This is a genomic window from Neomesorhizobium albiziae, assembly GCF_900114255.1.
Lineage (GTDB): Bacteria > Pseudomonadota > Alphaproteobacteria > Rhizobiales > Rhizobiaceae > Neomesorhizobium > Neomesorhizobium albiziae.
The window spans coordinates 14,949-36,655 of record NZ_FOSL01000022.1 but is presented as its reverse complement, the minus strand read 5'-3'; the positions used below and the strand labels follow the sequence as shown (position 1 = coordinate 36,655).

23 protein-coding genes are annotated in these 21,707 nt (G+C 60.9%); 10 read left to right on the top strand and 13 right to left on the bottom strand.

The annotated features are described in order from the left end of the window. Positions 1-317 precede the first annotated feature (317 nt). Positions 318-2,474, bottom strand: a complete 2,157-nt coding sequence (locus tag F3H98_RS24445; RefSeq protein WP_149762945.1) for a heavy metal translocating P-type ATPase — start codon at positions 2,472-2,474, stop codon at positions 318-320. Between the two features lie 83 nt (positions 2,475-2,557). Continuing rightward, a complete protein-coding gene (locus tag F3H98_RS24440) occupies positions 2,558-3,043 on the bottom strand; it encodes a methyltransferase family protein (RefSeq protein ID WP_149762944.1) in 486 nt (161 codons plus the stop codon). A 74-nt stretch (positions 3,044-3,117) separates the two neighbouring features. Here F3H98_RS24440 and F3H98_RS24435 point away from each other — a divergent pair, with 74 nt between their 5' ends. Further along, positions 3,118-3,531 carry a MerR family transcriptional regulator gene (locus F3H98_RS24435; RefSeq protein WP_149762943.1) on the top strand — a complete coding sequence of 138 codons (414 nt, stop codon included), beginning with the start codon at positions 3,118-3,120 and terminating at the stop codon, positions 3,529-3,531. A gap of 53 nt (positions 3,532-3,584) precedes the next feature. Further along, positions 3,585-4,064 (top strand): hypothetical protein, encoded by a 480-nt coding sequence (locus F3H98_RS24430; RefSeq protein ID WP_149762942.1) that lies wholly within the window; start codon positions 3,585-3,587, stop codon positions 4,062-4,064. Between the two features lie 44 nt (positions 4,065-4,108). Here the strand turns inward: F3H98_RS24430 and F3H98_RS24425 are convergent, their stop codons facing one another. Further along, positions 4,109-5,227, bottom strand: a complete 1,119-nt coding sequence (locus tag F3H98_RS24425) for a nucleotidyltransferase family protein (protein WP_149762941.1) — start codon at positions 5,225-5,227, stop codon at positions 4,109-4,111. 717 nt (positions 5,228-5,944) lie between these two features. On the opposite strand from F3H98_RS24425, the gene F3H98_RS24420 reads away from it, so the two are divergent. The 3 genes from F3H98_RS24420 to F3H98_RS24410 are packed head-to-tail and all read left to right on the top strand — an operon-like array spanning position 5,945 to position 7,772. Further along, complete coding sequence (locus F3H98_RS24420) at positions 5,945-6,553, top strand: hypothetical protein (protein WP_149762940.1); 609 nt, start codon at positions 5,945-5,947, stop codon at positions 6,551-6,553. Then, entirely contained in the window at positions 6,550-7,083 is a 534-nt protein-coding gene (locus F3H98_RS24415; RefSeq protein ID WP_149762939.1) for a thermonuclease family protein, read from the top strand. Before F3H98_RS24420 ends, F3H98_RS24415 begins: the two co-directional genes overlap by 4 nt. Next, positions 7,080-7,772, top strand: a complete 693-nt coding sequence (locus F3H98_RS24410; RefSeq protein ID WP_149762938.1) for a thermonuclease family protein — start codon at positions 7,080-7,082, stop codon at positions 7,770-7,772. Before F3H98_RS24415 ends, F3H98_RS24410 begins: the two co-directional genes overlap by 4 nt. A 565-nt stretch (positions 7,773-8,337) precedes the next feature. Here F3H98_RS24410 and F3H98_RS24405 read toward each other — a convergent pair. From F3H98_RS24405 to F3H98_RS24395, 3 genes are all read right to left on the bottom strand, one after another. After that, the gene (locus F3H98_RS24405) at positions 8,338-8,703 is read right to left on the bottom strand and encodes a hypothetical protein (protein WP_149762937.1); all 366 of its coding nucleotides are present in this window, start codon (positions 8,701-8,703) and stop codon (positions 8,338-8,340) included. A 493-nt stretch (positions 8,704-9,196) separates the two neighbouring features. Beyond that, complete coding sequence (locus F3H98_RS24400) at positions 9,197-9,538, bottom strand: hypothetical protein (protein WP_149762936.1); 342 nt, start codon at positions 9,536-9,538, stop codon at positions 9,197-9,199. After that, positions 9,535-10,188 carry a hypothetical protein gene (locus F3H98_RS24395; protein ID WP_149762935.1) on the bottom strand — a complete coding sequence of 218 codons (654 nt, stop codon included), beginning with the start codon at positions 10,186-10,188 and terminating at the stop codon, positions 9,535-9,537. The genes F3H98_RS24400 and F3H98_RS24395 overlap by 4 nt, the downstream gene beginning before the upstream one ends. Positions 10,189-10,398: 210 nt before the next feature. Here F3H98_RS24395 and F3H98_RS24390 point away from each other — a divergent pair, with 210 nt between their 5' ends. After that, positions 10,399-10,560: a toxin-antitoxin system HicB family antitoxin gene (locus F3H98_RS24390; RefSeq protein WP_149762934.1), complete on the top strand. Its 162-nt coding sequence runs from the start codon at positions 10,399-10,401 to the stop codon at positions 10,558-10,560. Between the two features lie 509 nt (positions 10,561-11,069). Here the strand turns inward: F3H98_RS24390 and F3H98_RS24380 are convergent. From F3H98_RS24380 to F3H98_RS24355, 6 genes are all read right to left on the bottom strand, one after another. After that, positions 11,070-12,092 (bottom strand): IS110 family RNA-guided transposase, encoded by a 1,023-nt coding sequence (locus tag F3H98_RS24380; RefSeq protein ID WP_149762933.1) that lies wholly within the window; start codon positions 12,090-12,092, stop codon positions 11,070-11,072. A gap of 223 nt (positions 12,093-12,315) precedes the next feature. Then, positions 12,316-13,410 carry a DMT family transporter gene (locus F3H98_RS24375; RefSeq protein ID WP_149762932.1) on the bottom strand — a complete coding sequence of 365 codons (1,095 nt, stop codon included), beginning with the start codon at positions 13,408-13,410 and terminating at the stop codon, positions 12,316-12,318. Positions 13,411-13,416: 6 nt separating this feature from the next. Then, positions 13,417-14,178, bottom strand: coding sequence for an SDR family oxidoreductase (locus F3H98_RS24370; protein ID WP_149762931.1), 762 nt, complete (start codon positions 14,176-14,178; stop codon positions 13,417-13,419). 195 nt (positions 14,179-14,373) lie between these two features. Then, complete coding sequence (locus tag F3H98_RS24365; protein WP_188130545.1) at positions 14,374-14,850, bottom strand: DUF6130 family protein; 477 nt, start codon at positions 14,848-14,850, stop codon at positions 14,374-14,376. Between the two features lie 66 nt (positions 14,851-14,916). After that, positions 14,917-15,756: a DUF6875 domain-containing protein gene (locus F3H98_RS24360; protein ID WP_149762929.1), complete on the bottom strand. Its 840-nt coding sequence runs from the start codon at positions 15,754-15,756 to the stop codon at positions 14,917-14,919. Between the two features lie 78 nt (positions 15,757-15,834). Beyond that, a complete protein-coding gene (locus tag F3H98_RS24355; protein ID WP_149762983.1) occupies positions 15,835-17,136 on the bottom strand; it encodes an epoxide hydrolase family protein in 1,302 nt (433 codons plus the stop codon). Between the two features lie 496 nt (positions 17,137-17,632). Here F3H98_RS24355 and F3H98_RS24350 point away from each other — a divergent pair, with 496 nt between their 5' ends. Next, positions 17,633-18,574, top strand: coding sequence for a LysR family transcriptional regulator (locus tag F3H98_RS24350; protein WP_149762928.1), 942 nt, complete (start codon positions 17,633-17,635; stop codon positions 18,572-18,574). A 140-nt stretch (positions 18,575-18,714) separates the two neighbouring features. On the opposite strand, the gene F3H98_RS24345 is transcribed toward F3H98_RS24350, so the two are convergent. After that, a complete protein-coding gene (locus F3H98_RS24345; RefSeq protein ID WP_149762927.1) occupies positions 18,715-19,689 on the bottom strand; it encodes a LysR family transcriptional regulator in 975 nt (324 codons plus the stop codon). 152 nt (positions 19,690-19,841) lie between these two features. Here F3H98_RS24345 and F3H98_RS24340 point away from each other — a divergent pair, with 152 nt between their 5' ends. From F3H98_RS24340 to F3H98_RS31260, 3 genes are all read left to right on the top strand, one after another. After that, positions 19,842-20,054, top strand: a complete 213-nt coding sequence (locus tag F3H98_RS24340) for a hypothetical protein (RefSeq protein ID WP_149762926.1) — start codon at positions 19,842-19,844, stop codon at positions 20,052-20,054. A 56-nt stretch (positions 20,055-20,110) separates the two neighbouring features. Further along, positions 20,111-20,647 (top strand): YybH family protein, encoded by a 537-nt coding sequence (locus F3H98_RS24335; RefSeq protein ID WP_244621868.1) that lies wholly within the window; start codon positions 20,111-20,113, stop codon positions 20,645-20,647. Positions 20,648-21,053: 406 nt separating this feature from the next. Next, a complete protein-coding gene (locus tag F3H98_RS31260) occupies positions 21,054-21,467 on the top strand; it encodes a hypothetical protein (protein WP_188130544.1) in 414 nt (137 codons plus the stop codon). Positions 21,468-21,707 lie beyond the last annotated feature (240 nt).

Below are 21,707 nucleotides of genomic sequence, written 5' to 3'. Positions count from 1 at the left end.
GTGGGTGTGGCGGCGGCGGGTGCGGAGGCGGCGGAGACTGAGCCGCTACGGCCAGGAAAGGCCCCCCTCCCTGCCTTGCCCTTCTTCCCCACCTCGTGATCAGGCCGCTTCGGCGGGCTGCATTTCGTTCCGGCTCCTGATGATTTCCAAAGCCGCCGCCCAAGCCATGCCGCGATCGTTCGCCTTCGGCGATCCAAGATTGAACGCGACTTGTTCGTGCTTGCCATCCGAATCCCTTATTCAGGTGACGGTGTAGCCGCTGCCGAACTTGATTTCGATCTCGCCGTCAGTGATGTCGAGTTCTTTTGCAGCTCCCTTCAGCGCCCCCTCCAACCCAGGAGTCGCATTGCATTTGCAGTCACCAGCACGGTCGCGCCCGTGTCGGCGAGAATGGCCGGCCAGAGGCCCGTGACGCCGATAACCGTCGTCACCAGCAAGACCGCCTTCAGCCCGAGCGCGACAGCGATGTTCTGCTTGATGTTCACCATCACTGCCCGCGACAAAAGGATCATAAGCGAAACGTCCCGGACGCGCCCATGAAGGATTGCCGCATCCGCAGTCTCCAGCGCCACATCGGTGCCGCCACCCATGGCGATGCCGATGTCGGCCGCCGCGAGCGCGGGAGCGTCGTTGATGCCGTCGCCAACTTTGGCCACCTTGAGGCCATCCTTCTGCATCTCGCCGACAATCCGCTGCTTGTCCTGCGGCAGCAGTTCGGCCCGTGCCTCGACACCAAGGCCCGCGGCAATGGCTTCTGACGTCTTGCGGTTGTCCCCGGTAAGCATCACGGTGCGAATGCCCAGGTCCCTAAGGGCCGCCAGCCCCATCTTCGCGTCTTCCCGGGGCTCATCGCGCATCGCGACCATGCCCGCAACGGAATTGGCGGCGAGCACGACTGAGACCGTCTTCCCCTGGCCGTTCAATTCTTCGATGCGGGCAACCTGTTCCGGGGAAAGGGATGCGCGTTCGGCAGCCGCCTTGGCGGAGGCGAGGAACAGCGCCACGCCTCCGACATTGCCTTCGACCCCCTTGCCCGAGACCGCCTTCGCTCCGAACGCCGGAGGTATTGGTGCCTTATCCGTCTTCGCCTTCTCCAGGATGGCGACGGCAAGCGGGTGGCTCGATCCCTGTTCGAGGGCGGCTGCGATCGACAGGACTTCACGCTCGCTCCGCCCGTAGGCGACGACGTCCGTTACGACGGGCTTTCCCTTGGTCAGTGTGCCCGTCTTGTCGAACGCGACGGCTGTGATCTTGCCGAAGCCCTCGAGGACAGCCCCTCCCTTCATCAGCATGCCGCGACGCGCGCCTGCCGAAAGACCTGCTGCCACCGCGGCGGGAGTGGAAATCACCAAAGCGCAGGGACAACCGATCAGCAGGATCGCGAGGCCCTTGTACATCCACTCATTCCATCCGCCACCGAACAGCAGCGGCGGCACCACGGCCACGAGCGCGCCGACGACCAAAACCCCCGGCGTGTAATAGCGGGAGAAGCGGTCGATGAACCGCTCGGTCGGAGCCTTGCTCTCCTGTGCTTCCTCGACCAGCCGCACGACGCGGGCGATCGTGTTGTCCTCGGCCGTTGCCGTCACGCGGATCGTGAGAACGCCATCGGTATTTATCGTTCCCGCGAACACCGCGTCCTTTTCGCCTTTCCGCTTACGGGTGCTTTCACCGGTGACGGGCGCTTCGTCGATCTCGCTCGACCCTTCGACGATCTCGCCGTCTGCAGGGATGCGGTCGCCGGGGCGGACGACGATCACGTCGCCGACCGCAAGGCTTTCTGCCGCCATCTCGACGGTCCGGCCTTCCCGCTCGACCAACGCGGTCTTCGGTACGAGGTCTGCCAATCCCTGGATGCTTGCCCGGGCGCGTCCCGCAGCCACGCCTTCCAGCAGTTCGCCGACGAGGAAGAGGAGCACGACGGTTGCGGCCTCCTCGGCGGCACCGATCAGAACCGCGCCGACGGCCGCGATCGTCATCAGCGTCTCGATGGAGAACGGCGTCCCGGCAAGGGCGGCCGTCACTGCCCGCCGCGCGATCGGAACCAGACCGACCAGCAGTGCCGCGAGAAAAGCCCAGTATTCGGTTGTGGGAACAAGCTTTCCGATCACAAATGCCGCCGCCAGGGCAACACCGGAAGCGATGGTCAACAGCGCTCGTTTCGACTGCCACAGGGTCTCCGTTTGCTCCGCACCATGATCGTGCGGGGACTCCCGGTCGTGCTGCCGCCCGAAATCCGCCTTTTGGCCATCCTCTGCAGGCCTCACTCCATAACCCAGTTTCGATACCTGCCTTACGATCGCTTCGTTCGTTACCCCGCCGCCGTGGGTGACCGTCAATCTGCCATTGGCGACAGAGACCGAGACATCCTCGACGCCGTCGATCCGCCTCACGGCCGTGTCGATCTTGGACGCGCAGGACGCGCAGTCCATTCCGGTGACCCGGTACCGTGTCTGGGTGGCGAGGTCTGCCATGATGTCTTTCCGAAAAGGTTCTTCAATTCCGCCGAGGCTACATGCTCAAGCAGCTAGAGGTTCAAGCGAAAAGATCGCGCCGTTCAAAGCCAACGCCGCACCCCTGACTTGTACTCAACGTACTCGGCACCGAACTTGGCCCGAAGATAGCGTTCCTCCCTGAGGATGACACCGTAATGGATGGCGAGGACCGCGGCCGGAAGCAAAAGGAGCGCGACCGGGCTGCCGGCTGCGACGGCAATCGCGGCGTACACCAGGGCCATGCCCACATACATCGGGTTGCGCGTAAACCGATAGACACCGCCGGTGACGATCGCGGTCGTCTGCTGCCAGGGTTCGGCCCGTGTGCCCGCCCTGCGGAAGAGACCGAGCGCACCGCCAAGAAAGATAAACCCCGCACAAGCCAGGACAACGGCCAGTGCCTGCCTCCCGAAAGCAGGCACGGCAATCGAGGCTCCGGTGACATACCTGTCGGCAAGCACGCCGAGCGCCAGGATTCCCGCGAACACCAGCGGGGGCGGTGCGATGACGCCGGGATTGTCGCGGGATTTGGTAGGGGAAGGGTTCATGCATCACCTGTTGTCTTTGCTTCCCGCACACCTTAATTGCTCTAGCAGCTAGAGATTCAAGAGGAAAAACGGCAATGTATTCGATAGGCGATCTGTCCCGGCGCACGGGCGTGAAAATCCCCACTATCCGCTACTACGAGCAGATGGGTCTGATCGATGTGCCCGAGCGGTCGGAGGGCAACCAGAGGCGCTTCGGGAAGGGCGAATTGGAGCGGCTGGCGTTCATCCGGCATGCCCGCGACCTTGGCCTCACCATCGATTCCATCCGCCAGCTGATCGACCTGAGTGGGCATGCCGACAAGCCCTGCGCCAACGCCGACAGGATCGCTGCGGAGCAGCTTGCGTCGGTACGGGAGCGCATCGTCCGGCTGCAGAAGCTGGAAAAGGAACTGGCGCGCATCGCCACCTGCTGCACGGGCGAAACCGTCGGCGACTGCTACGTCATCCGGGCGCTGTCGGACCATTCCCTGTGCAATCATGAGCACTGAGGCCTTACACAACGCAGACCGTTCCCAAAGCTTTCCGCAGGAGCCACAGACAAATGAACGGAATCCGACTGACCGGCCGCGTCATTGACTGGGACCAGGAAGACTATGACGAGGTGACGATCGAACCCGCGGAAGCCGCTGAATTCGAGAGCAAAGGCTACATGGTAGCAACGATCCAGGGTCACACCTGGGCGTTCCGGAAGCAGCCGCCGAACGACGGCGACATTCAGATCCAGCCTAAGTCTGACATTTTCGGACGCCTTGCTGCGGCCCGCGGGCACACAAACTACGGTTTCAGCGGATATTTCAAAGGCTTCGTCTATCTGGCGGGCAAACGCAGGAAGCTGGTGGACTGGTGGACCTTGTTCCCTGGCAAGGAGCACCAATACGCATCGCAACAGGAGAAATCGAAGACTGAGGCTGCAATCAGGACAATCATTGAAACCCGTGCAGAAACGGAGGTCGTCAAGGTAAAAGGTGGCTATTCGTTTCAAACGGACGGTGGGCAACCCGCCGCCGACAACGCCGATTGAGCCATTAAAGGTCGTCCCTGCGGATGAGCACGAAGCTGCGGCCGTCACCCAGAGGTGATGTTCGCCGCTTCACCGATGCCGAATTCGGCAGGATCTCGTTCCAGTTTCCTGATGCCACCTGCAAGGGCCGTCAGGATACGCACCCGGGTATCGTCTTCGATCTGATCCATGCTTTTGCGGATGGCCTCTTTCCAGGCAGGGCCGCGGTCGTTGGCCTCGATGAATGCATCAGCTAGGTCTGCTGTCTGCCGTTGTTCGATCATTGCTTCCATGATGGTCGCCGCCTGTGCCCTGTCCTTGCGGCTTTTAGCCGTTCCGTCGTTGTCCGTCCGACGTCGACTGGCAACAATCAGTTTGTGGATGGCAAATCGCTCGGCTGACGGGATATTCACGGGGACCCCGGCACCGTGCAGGAGAACGGCGCGGATCGGCTGGTGAACCAGGAAATCGAGAAAGCGCAGCGGTTGCGCCGAAGCTCCGCCAAGCGCAGGCATGGGAGCCGGACGGCCGCCGTATTCGTCTGATCCCGTGTTGGGCGTCAGGAATTCGACCTTGTAGCCTGATCGGGATGTGAACTGCGTTGTGAAACGGCCGTCAGCCTGGTGCGGAATCTCCCGGAATGTCGTGTCGACCGCTTTCAGGGTTTCGAGCACCGGAGGCATCTTGTCGTCGACGGCAACAGAGATCGAATGAAATTGGGCGAAGTCGGCATCGCCCGTCACCATTGATGTGCTGGACAGACGGACACCAAGGACGGCAGGGTAACATTGATATGCGACGGTACCGACCAGAACACCGCGCAGCCTAAAGAATCCGGCTTCGGCCAATGCCTGCACGATGTCACCGGTCTTCCCTTCCGGCCTCGGCAGGTAGGCCTCGCGAACGAGCGTTGAAACCAGTTTTCGTCTCTCACGGATGTCGGCTTTCAAGTCCTTGAAGTTCTCGACCCGCTTCGTGATCTGGGCATCGTCGACGGGGCCGACGTAGGTTCGCTTTTTGCCACCCTCATCATCTGGGAGATCGAAGTACCAATACCTGCGCCCCCTCACCTCTGCTGTGATGAAACGGCCGTTGACATTGAATTCGGATGTGAACGCGGCATCTAGCGACCGCTGCGCGAGTTCGCTGTAGAGCGTCTGGTATGTGTGAGGAATCTTCTGCATGGGCGTTGTTACCGTTTTCGCGGAAGCGGTAATAGCACATTTTCGGAAATGCCGCCAGCGGATTGTTGTTACCGTCATTGCGAAAGCGGTAACAAGAAGGGCGAATGCCAGATAAACCGGCCGTTGACCTATGCAAGTGAGCCAGACAGCCGACACCGAGGAGGCAGGGAGGAATGCCCCCTCGGCACCGGCCTGGCGAATCCCCCTTAAGGTCCGCCGCAGCGTCAACCCTAACGCAACGTCAAGTCGCGACAACCGCGAATGAGATTAATACACAGGAAACGCTGTTGTTTTGGGCGGAGCAATCAGGCTGCCGCGCCCACCTAAAAAGAGCGGCAATCCACTAGGCCTCGATGAGGCGAATGCCCTCGGCCGACGCTTTGGTGCGGACGGAACTTATAGTTCTGCCGAGTATGCGTGCAATTGCGGGCACACGAATGTGTCTGCGTGCGAGAACACGCAACTGGTCCAGATCGCTTTCGGTCCACCGTTGAAATCTGCGCGGTGTCATACTCAAGCCTCCTGCGCGATACAATTCGCGCGGTTCAGAGGCTCAGGCCGGATGAACTGCCTCCGCCAGGAAGGCCCACGTACATCTGAGCGTTGTAGAATTTTGAAATACATTACGCAGCGTGACAACAGCGTGACCGGTCACAACGCCATGATCGGCGCGGGCTTTTGATGTTTATGTGAGGGATGCCACAGAGGCTGTCTGACATGAGGGGCTGTAGTGTTGCGGGTTTGTCGCTTGCTCTGGCGCTGTCTGTCGCGGCGCGTGCGGCCGGGCCGGTCAACGCGGATTATGTCCGCTCGCTCGCAGCGCCGGGTAAGACCGTGCTCGTTGTGGAATATTACGATGGAAAAGGTGGCGTCGCCGAACGCAAGGGTTTTGCGTCGGCCACCGGCTTCAAGGCGATCTCAACGACGGATTTCAAGGTCGACGCTGACGTTACCATCCATCTTTATGGCATCGAAGCTTGTCACGGCGACATGGTCAACCGGCAGGAGGATTTCGCCGGCCCTTGCGATGCGTTCGCCAGACGTGGCCTTGAGACGCGGCTAAAGTCGCCGAAGGTGATCTTTTGCCGTGCGTTCGTCAGCGAGATCCGCGCTCCCGTCCAGGATGCGACCTGCTACGGCTACTATCATTATCCCGGCAGCCTCGATTCCGTTGACATGTTCGAAGAGCAACTCGTTTCGGTCGGAACGCACAGGATCGCCAAGAAACCCGATGGCTCGCCGAGCCGCCCCGATCTTGCCGAAGCTGAAAGAATCGGACGCGGCGGTTTCGGCATGTGGGCCGATCCGCGGATCAAGTCGCAATGAAAGGCCCTGCTCTGTTCGCTGTCGCCGTGGCAACCGCCCTGCCTGCCGCCGCAGCCGCTCCAGTCTTTCTTCCACTTCGGGCGGGCGTGACACTCGAGAGCGGCGACAGCTGGATCGATGCCAACAAGACGTATCGTCTCTACGGTGTTCAGTCCTGCCTGCGTGGAACCCTCTACACGGACAAAGGTGGTCATCGCCGCGATTGCGGCGAAGCCTCCCTCGCGGTGCTGGCCGCCTACATTGCCGACACCCGTCCTGTGTGCGCTCCGGTAGCCGAAACCAACGCTGCCATTCACGTCGCCTGTTACGCCACGGTTGGATCCGATCGTCTCGATCTCGCCAACCTGATGATAATGTCGGGCTTCGCGTTCGCAGCGCTGGGGCGCGACGGCTTGCCTCTTCATCCACCCTACGCGGTGGCCGAACACCGGGCGCGTGAGAGACGTGCCGGTCTTTGGCAGTTCAAAGACGTTCGGCATCCCGCGATCCTGCTCGGACAGGCTGGAGCCGGATTGGACACCGCCCGATGAAACGTTCAGTCGAGGGCAGCCTCATGGTCCTTTTGGTGGTGGCCTTGCCCTCGGCCGGAGCGGCGGCGGATATGATGCAGCAACGCGACTCAAAGGCGACGCCGTCTCCCAGGTCTGATCCAGGTGCTGCCCTGTCGGCGATCTCCGGACACCCATCCGTCATCGACGGCCGCACGCTGTGGTTTTCCGAGCAAGCCAGGTCAGTCAGGCTCGCCGGCATTGACGCTTGCGCGGTGCCGCAATGGTCCTACGACCCGACGCGACACGGCAAAACCACGATGCCGAAGCCTGTGCCTTGCGGTCCATTGGCAAAGGCGTGGCTGAAACGCTCGCTCGGCAACAACCGGGTCACCTGTACGATCAGCGCTTCCGCTGAGGCCAGTGCCCTTGTCGGACGTTGCGTCGCGAAGGGCCGCGATCTCGCGATCGACATGCTGCGCGTCGGCTGGGCGCGGACCACGACGGCTTCCCCTCAGGCGTATTTGGTCTGGCAGGACCGCGCGAAGAGCGCCCGCCACGGCATGTGGGCAACCTATGTGCTCGACATGGACGAGTGGCGCCGCAAAGCGATCGACCGGACATTGTCCAGAAAGCCGATAGCGGACTTCAACCTGCTTGCCGAGCGGGAGAGTGAGATTTCCCCGCCCTTCGCGGATGCCAGGAACAGGCCGAGGCACGTCGATCGATAGGTGTCGAAAGAGCGATTTAAGTGTCTTATTGTGGCTTCTGTCCAATCCCTGGCCGGATCGAAATTTACGCCCTCGAATACGACGCGAATGTCTCCGAAGCCACGTCCGAAAACAGTGAAGCCGAACTCCTGCACCTAAGGTTCGACCAGCTTGCTTGCTATGAAAAGCGTCGTCAGAAGGCGGGCAGCGTCACTTGGTGCGATGAAGCCTGATGACGGTTGACCACCGCGTCCGTTTAACAGACGAGCCCAATCCAAGGAGCAACGACAGACAGTCAATCGATTGAGGTGTGCCGCCCCGCCGCAGTTGAGGAGTGTTGATGTCGGCGAGGCGGCATGCCGTCACTGTTCGGGCGGACGGCACGGCATAGTGGCGCACGCTGGCGCGGTGTTCAAGCGACTAACTTCGCCGCATCCCCTTCGCGAGCGCCCCCGCGTTCAATCGCCTCTGTAGCACTGCGAACAAGGCTGGATATTTGTCGAACCCAAGATAGTAACAGCGAACGAAGTCGACGATCGACTCTCCGTTTGCCCCGCTGGCGTGGTCCGTCGTCGGCGCGCGACTCTTATAAATATTTTGAAAGAATATCTCGATTGAGGTGTGCGCGGATGTCGAAACGAAATTGTCTCAGCGTATCAGTTACCTTTTCGATGTCTCCGGGCTGAACATCGTCTCCGTCCGCGATCAGGAAGGCAATCATGTACTGAAGCTTTTCCCTGGCTTCCTCGCTGCTTCCTGGCACGGCATTGACCAATCGACGCGTCGCGCGCCGTTCCAACAATCGTGCCACGAAAAGCCTGATCTCAAGGCTGCGCGTTGTCAGCCAGCCACCGTTGCGAGCCTGCGAAGCAGCGATCAGGGCCAACGTCTGGCAACGGCGACGCCGATGGGTCGCGATTCTCTTCGGGGTGCTTGACTTGAATTTTAACATGGCGCGTGACTTACAGCGGGAAGGAGAGCGTCCTGCCGTTGTGTTGGCTGGCAATGAGATCGTCGGATCGGACGCGGCTGCCGCTTCATCGAAATATCAACCGCGATATTGGGCATCGGATCCGGTGCTACAGTTGAACGCGGATCGGTCAGGGCTGGCAGCGAAAATCAGGCCCTTGCGCTGGCGATTTTTTCATCGACCCCAGTTGGCATTGCCGCCGGCAGTGTGGGTGTCTACGAAGTCACGCTGACTGAGCGCGGTCCGGCGCAAGAATTTGCAAGTCACGACATTTGCGGATCGTCTTGACGAAATCGCATGCGCTTGCGCCGCGCCGCTGCGCGAAATCCGTATCATCGGCCTTGGTCCTGTTGTTTTGCACAGGGTTTCTAAGTCGACGAAGAACGGGGCGGTATCCCTGAATTTCAGGATTGACGTTGGCAGGAACCGGGACGCTGCAAAGATGTCTCGGCGGCACCGATCGTCACGACCTTGGTTACCGCGCGGCACGCACGGTCTTGAAGACGTCTGTCCACATTCGGTAGCTCGCATCGGTGCCTTCGCTCCAGGCAAGCATTGCGCACCAGGCCGTGACTGTGGGAGCCATCTCGCCAAACCGCTTGTTCATCACCGCAGCCAGCGCCTCTGCCCCCGCCCCGACTGGCATGGCTTTGCCATCCTTCTCAAACGGCGCGGACGCCGAGAGTTCCCTGGCACAACGGTGTGCCTCATCAGTCATCCGTCCGGCAAAATCCTCGCCCGGTGCTTCCAGGCGTGCGCCGTCTTGGGCAGGATGCCTGCGTACCGCGTGTTCGTTGGAAAGAGGCTTGCTCTTCATTTTTTGCCTCCTGATGTGCCGCGTTCAGCAACGGGCATGTCCCTGGTCCCATGATGCTCAGCATCGGATGAAGGCCGGAATCCTTCAGGCGCGTTGTGATGGGTGACCCGTGTCAGGTCCTCCAAGACGGAACGGATGTGCGGCAGGGGAAAATCCGAAGCATCGTGGTTGTCTTCAATTTCCCGCAAGACCACCGAAAGCTTGGCGATCGCACCCGCCATGGTGCTGGCTGGCGTCCTTGCCAACTCATCGAGAAGAAGCTGCTCTTTATCGGCAGCCTGCTGCTCGGCCTCTTTCGTCGCCGAATAGCCAAGGTCGGCATCTTTCGCCCGCCATCGCGCCCAATGCTCGGCTGATGCTTTGGCCGCTTCAGTCCGGCTTATCTCATCGATAGTCGTCGGAGCCGAGACGTCTTCTAAATCCTCCAAGGAAGACACGTCGCGTTCACTGCTGTCCGGCAAAACGATGTTGGCGGAAGGAAAGCCGACGCTGAGGGCGAGCTCGGCTTCGAACTGCTGCTGTCGAAGGCAAAGCACCAAGGTCTGGGCATGGGCTTCTACCCAGGCCTGAGACAGAACAAGAGCGGGATCGGCTACTGTACCCTTCCCGTTCTTTTGCATCCGACCTGAGGTTTGCTCAATCGCAGGCACGACAGTTCCTTGCCTTCCGTCCACACGTGACGAAAGGCAAAGTCGTGGTATTGTCGGAATCAGCCATGATCCGAGCTCCAACCAGCTTGGGTTTGGTCAGGCTAATCAGAGCGTTGCTGCGTTCTGATTAGCCGTTGCACGTGCAAAGCACTTGCTTTGCACGTGCGTATCTATGCACAGCCGCGCGCGAAGTTCAAGCACTGAGTGGAAATGACGAAAAAGCCGTTCACAACCCGCCTCGATCCGGCGATCTTAGCGTTGGCGCAGAAACTTGCGGAAGTTGACCGGCGTTCAATGACGGCAGTGATCGAGGTTGCTCTTATTGAGTATGCGGAGCGCCGCGGCTTGAAGCCGATAAAGATCGAAGAGTGATTAAGTTCCCGTTGCCGAGCAGTGCGCGGTCCTGAGCGCGATCAGCGACATTGCGGCTGGAGATGACGGCAAACCAGTCTGCATGTTCATGCCGTGCTCGGTCTTTCCGATAGTTCCACCCGCCGACGCGGTCTCTCGGATCGAGATGATCCGTAACCTGCACGACGAAGTCGGCTTTCAGGAGGCGAGATGCAGACGTGAAGGTTCGAAACGAGGCGCATTGCTGACCGGCGGCCTTTGGGCCGTGTATGGACGGCTCTCCGTTGGCAAGGGTTATTTGAGCATTTGCGTTGCTGGTTGGTGCGGCCATGTATCCGACCTGTAGGTGCGGCATTTCATGCGCCGCTGGCCATAATGCCATTCGCGCGGCTCAGGTCCCGATCGAAAGCTCGCACTCGAAGTGCACGGCCCAATTGGGTTCTCCCGATCCGGCGGTATCAACCGGCTTTGTGCATTAGCTCCTGTCCGCCCTTTCCAACCTCGTCGGCGATCGCGCGCCTTGTCTCGTTCTATGCGATGATCGGCTCCCTGTAGCGCTCACCGCTGGTCATCAGTGCCCAGACCATCCGGGCGGTCTTGTTGGCGAGTGCAACCGCCGCAACCTTGGTCGTTCGCCGCGCCATCAACTGCACGAGCCATGGCCGCCTGGTCCCGTTCCGCTCTGCATGGCGGATCACCGCCATCGCGCCGACCACAAGCATCTGGCGCAGATAGCGATTGCCGGCTTTGGAGATGCTGCCGAGCTTCTCCTTGCCCCCGCTTGAATTTTGCTTCGGCACGAGTCCAATCCAGGCCGACAGACAGCGCCCCGACTTGAATACGTGCGCATCGGCGACAGTCGCGACGAATGCACTCGCCAGCAGCGGACCCACGCCGGGGATCTCCATCAACCTGCGACCAAGCTCGGTCTCTCGCGCACTCGCCCGGACCCTTCGGTCGTTCTCGAGGATTTGCTCCTTCACGACCCTGAGCTGCGCCTCCAGCATCCGCAGGCAGAGTCGCGCGTCGGCCGGTATCCTCGTGTCATTATCGTCGTTGATGACGACAAGCAGTTGCTCGATTCCGTTCCGCCCGATCGGCGCCACGACCCCGAACTCGGACAGATGGGCCCGTAACGCGTTCGATACCTGCGTGCGCTGGCGGTTGAGCATCAGCCGAACCCGGTGCAACATCATCACGCTCTGCTGCTCGGGCGTCTTCACCGGCACAAAACGCATCGTCGGCCGGGTCACCGCCTCGCAGATGGCCTCTGCATCGGCCGCATCGTTCTTCTGCCGCTTCAAATAGGGCTTCACGTACTGTGCCGGCAGCAGCCGCACGTCATGACCTCGTGTGATCAGTTCTCTCGCCCAATAGTGCGAGGAGCTGCATGCCTCGATCCCCACGAGACATCGGGGCAGCTTCTCGAAGAACCCGAGGACCCGCCCACGGGTCAGCTTCCTTCGGATGACCACCGCGCCCACAGCATCCACGCCGTGCACTTGAAACACTGACTTCGCGATATCCAGACCAATCGTCGTAACGTTCTCCATCTCAGCTCTCCTTCCAACTCTGGCCCCGCGACCATAGCCGCAAGGCGGAGGAGAGCCGTCCACCGCATCAAATGCTGACTGGCAGCTTCGAGGCTCGGATTATCAGAAGCGGACCTTCAGGCCCATGGGAGCATCGACGTGATCTGACCCTTCCCGGACGTTCCTAGGATAGATGACAAAGGCAAGTTCCCGCCCCTTTAACGACGTTGCACGCGCAGGGATTTCACCCGGCTCTATCCCGGATTGCAAAGAAAATTCCTGCCATGACGAGAGTCGCGCCAATCGCTTGGACAAGCGTTATCGTCTCACCAGCGAATGCCCATCCAACCACGAGAGCGACGACCGGCGGAATGTAATAAACCGATGCGGCCTTTAATGCCCCCAGGAGCTGGATGAGCTGGTAATAGATGACGAAGGCGATCCCGGTCCCGGCCAGGCCGAGCCCGAAGACGAGCGCCAGCAGCGCCTCGGGTTCGACAGCCAGCTCACTCCAGTGTCCCGGGGCTGCAAAGGGGGCCAGCAGAACAACTGCGAACAGCATCTGGTAGGTCGCCAGTTTGACCGGACCCAGGCCGAGCGACACCATGAACCGCCGCGCATAGACCAAAGCCAGTGCGTAGCTCACCGATCCGGCTAACATCGCAGCCACCCCGATCAGCGGCGAGCCGCCGCCTGCCATGGCTGCTCCACGGCCGAGCGGCGCAACGAGAAGGACACCTGCAAACCCGATCCCCAAGCCGAGCGCCCTGACCTGGGTCAGGCGCTCGGCGGGAAGCGCGATCGCAACGATCGCTGCTGTCACGAAGGGAATAGCTCCGCTGATGACCCCGGCAACACCGGACGGAAGGTGCGACGTACCAATAACAAAGAAGACATATGGGCCGACATTGGCGAGGAGCGCCATGGCAGCGAAATGATGCGCAAAGCGCCAGTCGGTTCTCGCCAGCGATCTTCGTACGAGGGCAAAGGCAGCGATCGGGAGCGCGCCGAAGATAGTTCGCAGCCACGCCACTTCGAGCGGCGGCACAACGGCGACTGCCATCTTCATGAACAGGAAGTTGGTGCCCCAGATGAAGCCGAGCAGGCCCAGCAACAACCAGGAGACCAGCCAAGGCATTGACGATGCATTGGCATCCTGGCCAGGGCGAACTGACCCACTGCTAGAAGGCATGGCAGTTTTCCTTGCGCTGTCGTGAGCGGACCCATCAGAATGTGCATGCTCGCGATGCTTTGTTAGGGCGGCCTTTTTGATGAAACCTTTCACCGCTCCTTCGGTGCTCGCCTTCGCACGTTGTTCCACGCGAAGGCCGAGCGTCACTTTCTCCTACAGTTCAGCCAGGCCGCCATCCACGACCAGTTCCGAGCCAAGCATGTAGTTTGACGCGTCGCTGGCAAGGAAAAGGACGGCGGCTGCTACTTCCTCGGGGCGACCCAGCCGGCCGAACGGAATCTGCTTCGCAGCCGCGTCAAGGTAGTCCTTGAACTCCGCCTCGGTCTGACCGGGGAACTCCGACTGTCCGACGCCCCTGAGAATGGGTGTATCGATAAGACCGGGGCTCACAGCATTGACGCGGATCCGCCGCGGCCGCAGCTCCGCCGAGAATGTCCGGGCGAAGGAACGAACCGCCGCCTTGGATGCCGAAAGCGCAGCGCGGCCAGGGGCGCCTACCTGGTTGAGCCATGCGGTATTCAGAATGACCGAACCACCCTCACGCATGATCGGCTCCACCGCCTGAAGCGAGAAGAAGACCGACTTGACGTTCGTATCCATGAGGGTATCGAACGCTTCTTCGGTCGCATCTGAAAGTGGGGTTGTGTATGCCACGCCGGCATTGGCGAAGAACACATCCAGGCCGCCGAACGCGTCCTTGATCCGGGCCGCCATATTGCGCAGGCTTTCCGTCGAAAGCGCGTCTACCTGGAGCGTCAGCAGGTCATCACCGATGGCCGCGCGTGCCTTGTCCAGCTTGGGTTGGTTTCTACCGGTAATCGCCACTCGGGCGCCGGCCTCGTACATTAGCTTGGCAGAGGCCAAACCGATTCCCGAAGCGCCACCAGTAATCAGCACCGTCTTGTTCTTGAGCATAGGTCTATTCCTTCACTGTTTTTCAGCATGGAATTTGTTCAAGCGCTGCGGTCACGTCCGCTTCAGACGGTCCACGACATTGATACCGGCAGCCTTGGTTGGTTCGCGCTTGCATCGAGGTTGGTCGGTGTTGGTGGCGATCCCTCTCGGGGCTGGGCTCATGAGATGTCTCGGCCCCCCTGCTGCACATCACCTCTAATTGCCGTTATGGGCGTGGGTCGATTTCGCTGAGGCGGGCACGGTGAATGTATGGGTCACCTCCTGTCCGGGGATGAAGTTGTGATTAGCGTCCACCAACGCGATCTTCACCTTGTGCTCGCCGGGCGGCAGACCGGCTATGTCGACCGTGTTGTTGTCACTCGCATCCGCCCACCACCAGGGCAAGTCGTCGACAATGACGTGCAGATGTCCTATACGTGGAGACACTTGGAGGGCGCCGGCCCCGAACACGGGTACGATGCGCAGGTTCTCCACCCGGTACTGGGCCCAGTAGACGCCTATAGCCAGCCCCTCCGGAAGCGGGGGATCCACAATCAGCTTGGGTGCAGGTTCGTTCTCGATGGCGACGTACGGGGAAGCGCCGCGGATCTCCCTCGCGGTCTGGGCGAAGGCGCTCGTGGCGAGCACGGTGCCAGCCGCGACAGCGGCAAGCGTCTTGATGAGCATGGTCATGTGCATTGTCCTTCTTTGATGAGTGCAGGATTTTGTCAGGCCAGCGGGTCGACGCGCGCCGCCGCCTTAGCTCGGCGACGTAGCCGCTTGACGCTTTCCGGACGACTCTTGGCATGTGTCTTCGAATTGGTCGCGCCTCGCGCGCCACGGCAAGCGGCGTAATTCCTCAGCGAGAGCCGGGACTGCGGACTCTCCATAGCGACGCGCCCAAAGGTTGAGCCGGTCCTCATTGTCCAAAAAGAACTTCCAGTCGCTGATGACCGCTGGTCTCATCAGCAGAAACGGCACGGGCGCAGTGAACGGTCGAAAGCTGGGGTTGTATAGCGCAGACCCCTCGTTGGTTGCGTAGAACCCTCCCAGCACCAGTCCATCTTCTGCATAGGACGGAACTCCAAAATGCTGTAGGACGTCGTCAAAGAGATCCTTTGCTCGATCCGCCGACAAATCGGTGAAAACAACGATGATTGATTTGTAGGTCGCATCGTCGCCATCAACAGGTTGAGCCTCCAGGAACAGTTTCTGGTAGACCCTTATGAGCTGGACAATTTCTAGCACGCTCCGGTCGGCGATCCGCTCAGGAGCGAGCCAAACTGTCTTACGTTTACAGGCCTGAGGCACGAAGGGACACACGGGCCCAGCGCGGCCGAGATCCTTGTGAGGCCTGGCCACGAAGGTCTTGATCCAGTCTGCGACGGCTTGAAGCGCACTTAGATCGCTTTCCCCGAGCTTCTTCGTTCTCCTGACATCCTCAAGGTCCTCGGGGAGGAAAAGTTTGGCGGTCAGCGCTGGCATGGCACCGCCTCCGGCCGAGCCGCCAAGGATTTTTCCCGCGTTCTGGTCGGCGGCTCTTGTGGTAATCAACGAGTCAGCCGCAACACCGGCAGGCGTCTTGTTTTGCGTGGTCATCGCATACTCCTCAGGTTTTGTGTCTAAGGGTCCGACTATTGGAGAGAGCGCGGCGGCAAGCGCCACAGCGCACTCGTCTCAGTTCAGTTCACGTAGCGGCTTGAACGCCGCCCTGAGCTCGCGGGTGAAAATCATCGGCTCCTCCCAGGCGGGGAAGTGGCCGCCCCTTTCGGCGTCATGAAAGTAGATCAAGCTCGGGAAGGCGCGACGCGCCCACGTCTCCGGCGCCCGGAACAGGTCGTCGTCCGGGAAGGTGGTAATCGCCACCGGGATGGTGATCTCATCGGTCTTCTGCGCGGTAGCGCTGATTAGATTCTGGTTGCGGTTCTCCCAGTAGAGCCTTGCCCCGGAGGAGACGGTGTTGGTCAGCCAATGCAGCGAAAAATTGTCGAGCACCTCGTCCGGCGTAGGGCGCTGTTCCGGATCCTTGCCGTAGGTCCATTTCCCGAACCCGCCGTGCACGAGCATCCATCCGGCAAGGCCGGCGGGGGAGTCCGTCAAGCCGTAGCCGACGGCCTGCGGTCGCGCACTCATCATCGTCAGGTAACCCCAGCCCCCGTTCTTAATGAACCCTTGCATGGCATCGAATTCCGCGCGCTCCTTCGGGGTCAGTCCCGCAGGCGCGGGCCCGCCGGTAGCGATCGCCTCGGCAGCGTCGGGTGGAAACACCGCCGGAAGGTTTGTGTGGATGCCGAGCAGTCCTGTCGGCGCCTGCCGCGCCATCGCCTCGACGACACCCGCTCCCCAATCGCCGCCCTGGGCGACGTAGCGCGTATACCCGATCCGCTTCATCAGCACGTTCCAAGCACGGCCGATGCGCTCCACATCCCATCCGGTTTCGGTGGGTCGAGACGAGAAGCCGTAGCCCGGCAAGGAAGGAATCACCACGTCGAAGGCGTCCTCGGCCCGGCCGCCGTGCGCCGTTGGGTCGGTGAGCGGACCGATGATCTTGATCTGCTCGAAGATCGAGCCGGGCCAACCATGCGTGACGATCAGCGGCATGGCGTTGGGGTGGCGCGAGCGTACGTGGATAAAATGGATATCCACGCCGTCGATGGTCGTCTTGAACTGCGGGAAGGCGTTCAATTTCGCCTCGGCCTTGCGCCAATCATACTCCGTCGCCCAATGGCGGACGAGTTCTTGGAGCTTCGCCAACTGAGCGCCCTGCGATTGGTCGACGACCGTTTCCTTGTCAGGCCAACGGGTGGCCGCGAGACGTTGCTTCATGTCGGCGACGTCTGCGTGGGGCACATGGACCCGGAATGGGAGAACTGCTTCGGCTTTGCCGGCGACCGGCGATCCGGACAGCTGTTCGGCATGGGCAAAGACGGCACTCGATGAGAGAGCCGCAAAAGCGGCAGCAAAGATTTCCTTACGCATGGAACTGGTCCTTTGTTTCAAGCGATTCTCGCCCCGCACTTCGATTTTGAAGTCTGAGTGCTGCATGAGATTTGTCGTGTTATCCGCAGATGCCCGACCTTGAAGATGCCTGATGGCGCGGCCGAGCACAGGTACGATGCGTACGTTCTCTACTCGGTGCTGAGCTCAGAGGGCGGCAACGGCCAGCGCCTCGGGAAGCGGGCAGGCGAGGTATCCCGGATGAGGTTATGGGCACGCCCGTCCCCAATTGCGACGCAGGGTGAAGTGCCGCAGATGTACCTCGCGCTGTGGATTGCGGCATGGGCGAAGGCACTCGTGGCCAGCACGGTCCCGACGGCGGCAAACGTCTGCATGAGCATGGTCAATTGCATTGTCTCCCTTCGAGCAGCGTTGGGATTTGTCGGACATTCGGAACCGACGCGAAGAACATAGACCGTTCCCGTCCGGGCGATCAGACGGTAAACTTGGGAGACATCCTTTCACTGGGTGAAAGGCTATGGACCGTCTCGAAGGCATGAACATTCTGCTTGCAGCTGTAGATGCGGGGAGCCTCTCCGCCGCGGGCCGCCAGCTCGGCCTTCCTTTGGCGACCGTCAGCCGACGGGTTTCGGAGTTAGAGGAGCATCTGAAAATCCGGTTACTGCTGCGCGGCGCCCGCAAACTGACGCTGACTGACTCCGGGCGTAGCTACGTCGCATCATGCCGACGGATCTTGGAAGAAATCGCGGAAGCCGAACGCAGTGCCGCGGGCGAGTACCTGACACCCCGGGGGGAGCTCACCATCAGTGTGTCTCAGATTATGGGACGCGTGCATGTCATGCCCGTCGTTGAAGAATTTCTGCGCGCCTATCCGGATATTCGCATGCGCGTGCTGCTGAATGATCGGAGGGTGGATCTGCTAGAGGAGGATGTGGATCTCGCGCTCCGCGTCTACGAACTGGCTGACAGCAGCATGATTGCCGTGCGCGTTGGTTTGTTCCGCCGGGTGCTCTGTGCCAGCCCTGCTTACCTGAAAGCCAGGGGTGTGCCGAAGCACCCCTCTGACCTACAGTCGCATGACTGTGTGGCGTACGACCGCGCGATAATACCCGGTACTGGCGGGTCAAGTTGGGAATTCGGTTCGAAGGATACCCTCGTGATCGTCCCGATCTCCTACAGGCTCCTCGTGAACTCGGTCGAGGCGGCGGCTAGCGCCGCCGTCGCCGGGGCTGGAGTTGCGCGGATGCCGTCATACCTGGCCAGTCACTTTGTAAAGTCGGGCCTTCTCGTCACATTGCTGGAGGAGTATGAACCTCCCCTCCTTCCAGCTAGTCTGATCTATCCTAGCCAACGCAAGGTGCCACTGAAGCTACGCGCCTTCCTGGATTTTGCTCTCCCACGTCTTAGGGAGCGGATTGACGCGCAACCAGCGGCGATACTTCCTCGTCGTTCGAAGTAGAAGACCAGCGCACCTACGAACGACGGCATCAGGCATTGTACAAGACGTCGCACTTAGAGGTGCGAAGGTCGGCAAGTGGGGCGCATTGCTGACCGGCAGCTTCTGGGCCGAAACCGGACCATCAGATTACGGCTGACTGACTATGATAGCGGACGTTGCTGCCGACCGGCTGCGGCGTTCTTTTGTCCACTTTCTGCGGGTTTTCCAAGCATGCAGAAGAGCCAGGCCAGCCCCGCGTCCAGCATTGCGACCTTGGGCGCGACGGCGTTGAGCCGGAAGTCGGGCAGTGGCAGCGGGGCGTCCAGGCTCTGGACCCCGAAGCGGGCCGCATGCATTGCGACGAACCGCTTCGGCAGGGCCGAGATGAGATCGGTCTCGGCGATGACCGCGAGGGCGAACATGAAGTTCGGGACGGTCAGCGCGATCCGCCGCGTGCAGCCCTGCTTCGCAAGATGCTCGTCGACGAATCCGTGGGGATCACCGCTCTCTGAAACCACCAGATGCCGCATCTCGCAGTATCGTTCGATGGTCGGGTCAGCCGCGAAGGGATGTCCTGCCCGCATGGCGATCACGAAGCTCTCCTCGTAGATGAGGCGCTTCTCAAAACGCGGCGGAATGTCATCGGAAGGAACGAGTACGATGTCCATGCCGCGCGCCTCTAGATCGGCGATTGCGGCGAGCCAGACGCGAGACGGGGTGGGCAGAATCTGGCGCACGCCGATGTCGATCCGCGGCGCGATCCTTTCGAGTTCCGCAAGAAGCGGGTGCACAACCACCGCCGACACTCCGTCCGGCGCGCCGATTGTGAACCGGCGGGTGGACGTGGCCGGATCGAACGGCTCGGCGGTGGATACCACGTTCCTTACCCGGACGAGGATGTCGGCGATGGGCTCGGCGAGCTCCATGGCCCGCGTGGTAGGTACGACGCCCTTCGGGGTTCTTAGGAACAGCGGATCATTGAGAAGCTGCCGCAGCCTGCCCAGGCCGTGGCTGACGGCAGATGGGGACAGGTTCAGTCGCATCGCCGCGCGGCCGACATGACGTTCCCCTATCACGGTCTCGAAGAGGACCAGTAGATTCAGGTCAGCGCGCGAGAGGTCAATTTCATTCAGCATATCACTGAAATCATATCACTGGATTCATCGATCTTCAAATGCGATCTAGCCGAGCATGGGCGGCACGCCGCTCCGACGAATGCTACCTGAAGTGGAGAGAGCGAGAATGCCCGTGATGATGATTTCAGACGTCGGACGGTCGCCGAAAGGTTATGACGCCACGCTCGCTTTTGTCGGTGACAAGCTCAGCAGGCGCGCCGGGCTTCGTGCACATGTCGCATCCGGTGGAAGCCGGGTGGCGCGTCGTCGAGGTGTGGCGCTCCCGGGAAGACGCGGCTCGGTTCCTCGCCGCCCATATCGCACCCAACCTGCGGGATGGCATCAGGCCGAAGCTGTCCTTCCAGCCGCTGCACGGCTTTTTTTAAGCCCTGACCGAAATTCGGCGGCTTCGCACCCCTCGAGAACAACAGGAACGAGACCCATGCCAACATCACGACGCTACCTACTCGCTACGGCCGGTGCCGCAGGCCTCACATCGCTTGCCACCAGCGCTTCGGCCGGGGTGCCCAAGGACCCCGCCATGGACCGGACGGTCGCCGAACTCGTCAGGCGGTCCGAAGAAGCAAACGACGCGCTGATGCGGGGCGACGTTGACCGGTACCGGGCCCTGGTTCCGCTCACGGACGACTTCACGCTGATGTCGCCGTTCGGCGGCACGCCCTCGCGCAGCGCAGGCCTGACGGAAGAGGAATGGGCGGCGATAGGGCGGTTCTTCCGGAACGGCATGTTGAAGCAGGAACTGGTCGAGACCTACGGCTCGGCAGACATGATTGTTCTGGTGGTCACAGAACACGCACTACATGTCGAGGTCGGAAGCCTGCCGGCGCAGGACTGGTCGCTGCGCGTCACCCTAGTTTATCGCCGCGAAGGGCCCGATTGGTTGCTGGCGCATCGCCACGCCGACTCCCTCGCCAACGGCGTCACCCTCGAACAAGCAGCCGAGCTCGCCCGGGGTTGACAGCCGCGCAATGGGCCGAGCGCCCCCTGATCGAAGCCCCTTTGGGCGAGGACGCCCTGACACGCGATGTCCGCTTCTGAACCTTAGCGGGAGCCAGCGGATTGTCCGAGATTGGGGGCCAGTCCGTCCACATTACGGCTCAAACGGGCCGCTAGCTGACAGTCCGCTTTCAGCACTCGAAGCCAAAATGGGTTACGCTAGTATTTCGTTAAAATTTAGTCTGATTTTGCCATGTCTTCGGGACTTCGCTGCCGTCTCGAGTCATCCTCTGCCATTGGCCATAATAGTAGCTTCCACTCCCGGGCGGGGATGGCGTTTCGAGCAAGGTGGTGATGTTGTATAGGTCGCAGATTTCACTTCTCCATCAGATCGGCAACGTTGTCAGGCCGCCTTGCAGGCAAAGCTAATGGACAGGGGAACCCATGACCGGCTACGAAAAACCACCGGGTTACGGCGGCCGGCCGATGAAGCCATGGGAGCCGGTTTTGTGGATCGCCGTGTCCATTGCGTTGGCTATCCTCAGCTGCATGTTTTTCGCATGAAAGATATTCGCGCCTTAGCAGATGCAAGCTTCCACTGGTCCCGCTCGATCGCTAAGGTAGGTCTTTCTTCGGTGGCTGCGAGTCCACGCGGCCACGCAACGGTCTGCCGGAGCATGAGATCTGGTCAGGATTCTGTCAGTTCCCTCAACGCGGCCAGCAAACGTCGTTCGTCTGTCGGTTTTACCGACATCGGGAACTCCGGCCAGAACCTCACCGCCGAATTGCTCGGGGCTCCCGTAGGCATTTGCCACGAGGAAGGGCACGCCTTGCGTCTTTAAGATCTCCGCTACCGGGGCGAGACGCCAAAGAAGGCAGCGATCTCACCATCGGTTGCACGGAGGTCACAGAAGCTTGGCAGCCTGCGCGGCGTGTTCAGGTTGGAACTGTGTCAGGCGTCCGCGCAAGCCGCCATCGTGGGAAATATGGTTGCTGGCAGAGGGTGCAATGGTGCTCATGCTAATCCACGGCGACCGAAGGTACGTTGATGAGGCGGCCGGTGCTGCAAAGCGCCTCGTATC

What these genes read in the sequence shown, in the direction of transcription:
- F3H98_RS24445 (WP_149762945.1), bottom strand. Translation starts at nt 2,474, where the DNA reads ATGGCAGACCTCGCCACCCAGACACGGTACCGGGTCACCGGAATGGAC.
- F3H98_RS24440 (WP_149762944.1), bottom strand. Translation starts at nt 3,043, where the DNA reads ATGAACCCTTCCCCTACCAAATCCCGCGACAATCCCGGCGTCATCGCA.
- F3H98_RS24435 (WP_149762943.1), top strand. Translation starts at nt 3,118, where the DNA reads ATGTATTCGATAGGCGATCTGTCCCGGCGCACGGGCGTGAAAATCCCC.
- F3H98_RS24430 (WP_149762942.1), top strand. Translation starts at nt 3,585, where the DNA reads ATGAACGGAATCCGACTGACCGGCCGCGTCATTGACTGGGACCAGGAA.
- F3H98_RS24425 (WP_149762941.1), bottom strand. Translation starts at nt 5,227, where the DNA reads ATGCAGAAGATTCCTCACACATACCAGACGCTCTACAGCGAACTCGCG.
- F3H98_RS24420 (WP_149762940.1), top strand. Translation starts at nt 5,945, where the DNA reads ATGAGGGGCTGTAGTGTTGCGGGTTTGTCGCTTGCTCTGGCGCTGTCT.
- F3H98_RS24415 (WP_149762939.1), top strand. Translation starts at nt 6,550, where the DNA reads ATGAAAGGCCCTGCTCTGTTCGCTGTCGCCGTGGCAACCGCCCTGCCT.
- F3H98_RS24410 (WP_149762938.1), top strand. Translation starts at nt 7,080, where the DNA reads ATGAAACGTTCAGTCGAGGGCAGCCTCATGGTCCTTTTGGTGGTGGCC.
- F3H98_RS24405 (WP_149762937.1), bottom strand. Translation starts at nt 8,703, where the DNA reads ATGTTAAAATTCAAGTCAAGCACCCCGAAGAGAATCGCGACCCATCGG.
- F3H98_RS24400 (WP_149762936.1), bottom strand. Translation starts at nt 9,538, where the DNA reads ATGAAGAGCAAGCCTCTTTCCAACGAACACGCGGTACGCAGGCATCCT.
- F3H98_RS24390 (WP_149762934.1), top strand. Translation starts at nt 10,399, where the DNA reads ATGACGAAAAAGCCGTTCACAACCCGCCTCGATCCGGCGATCTTAGCG.
- F3H98_RS24380 (WP_149762933.1), bottom strand. Translation starts at nt 12,092, where the DNA reads ATGGAGAACGTTACGACGATTGGTCTGGATATCGCGAAGTCAGTGTTT.
- F3H98_RS24370 (WP_149762931.1), bottom strand. Translation starts at nt 14,178, where the DNA reads ATGCTCAAGAACAAGACGGTGCTGATTACTGGTGGCGCTTCGGGAATC.
- F3H98_RS24365 (WP_188130545.1), bottom strand. Translation starts at nt 14,850, where the DNA reads ATGACCATGCTCATCAAGACGCTTGCCGCTGTCGCGGCTGGCACCGTG.
- F3H98_RS24360 (WP_149762929.1), bottom strand. Translation starts at nt 15,756, where the DNA reads ATGACCACGCAAAACAAGACGCCTGCCGGTGTTGCGGCTGACTCGTTG.
- F3H98_RS24355 (WP_149762983.1), bottom strand. Translation starts at nt 17,136, where the DNA reads ATGCGTAAGGAAATCTTTGCTGCCGCTTTTGCGGCTCTCTCATCGAGT.
- F3H98_RS24350 (WP_149762928.1), top strand. Translation starts at nt 17,633, where the DNA reads ATGGACCGTCTCGAAGGCATGAACATTCTGCTTGCAGCTGTAGATGCG.
- F3H98_RS24345 (WP_149762927.1), bottom strand. Translation starts at nt 19,689, where the DNA reads ATGCTGAATGAAATTGACCTCTCGCGCGCTGACCTGAATCTACTGGTC.
- F3H98_RS24340 (WP_149762926.1), top strand. Translation starts at nt 19,842, where the DNA reads ATGACGCCACGCTCGCTTTTGTCGGTGACAAGCTCAGCAGGCGCGCCG.
- F3H98_RS24335 (WP_244621868.1), top strand. Translation starts at nt 20,111, where the DNA reads ATGCCAACATCACGACGCTACCTACTCGCTACGGCCGGTGCCGCAGGC.
- F3H98_RS31260 (WP_188130544.1), top strand. Translation starts at nt 21,054, where the DNA reads ATGGACAGGGGAACCCATGACCGGCTACGAAAAACCACCGGGTTACGG.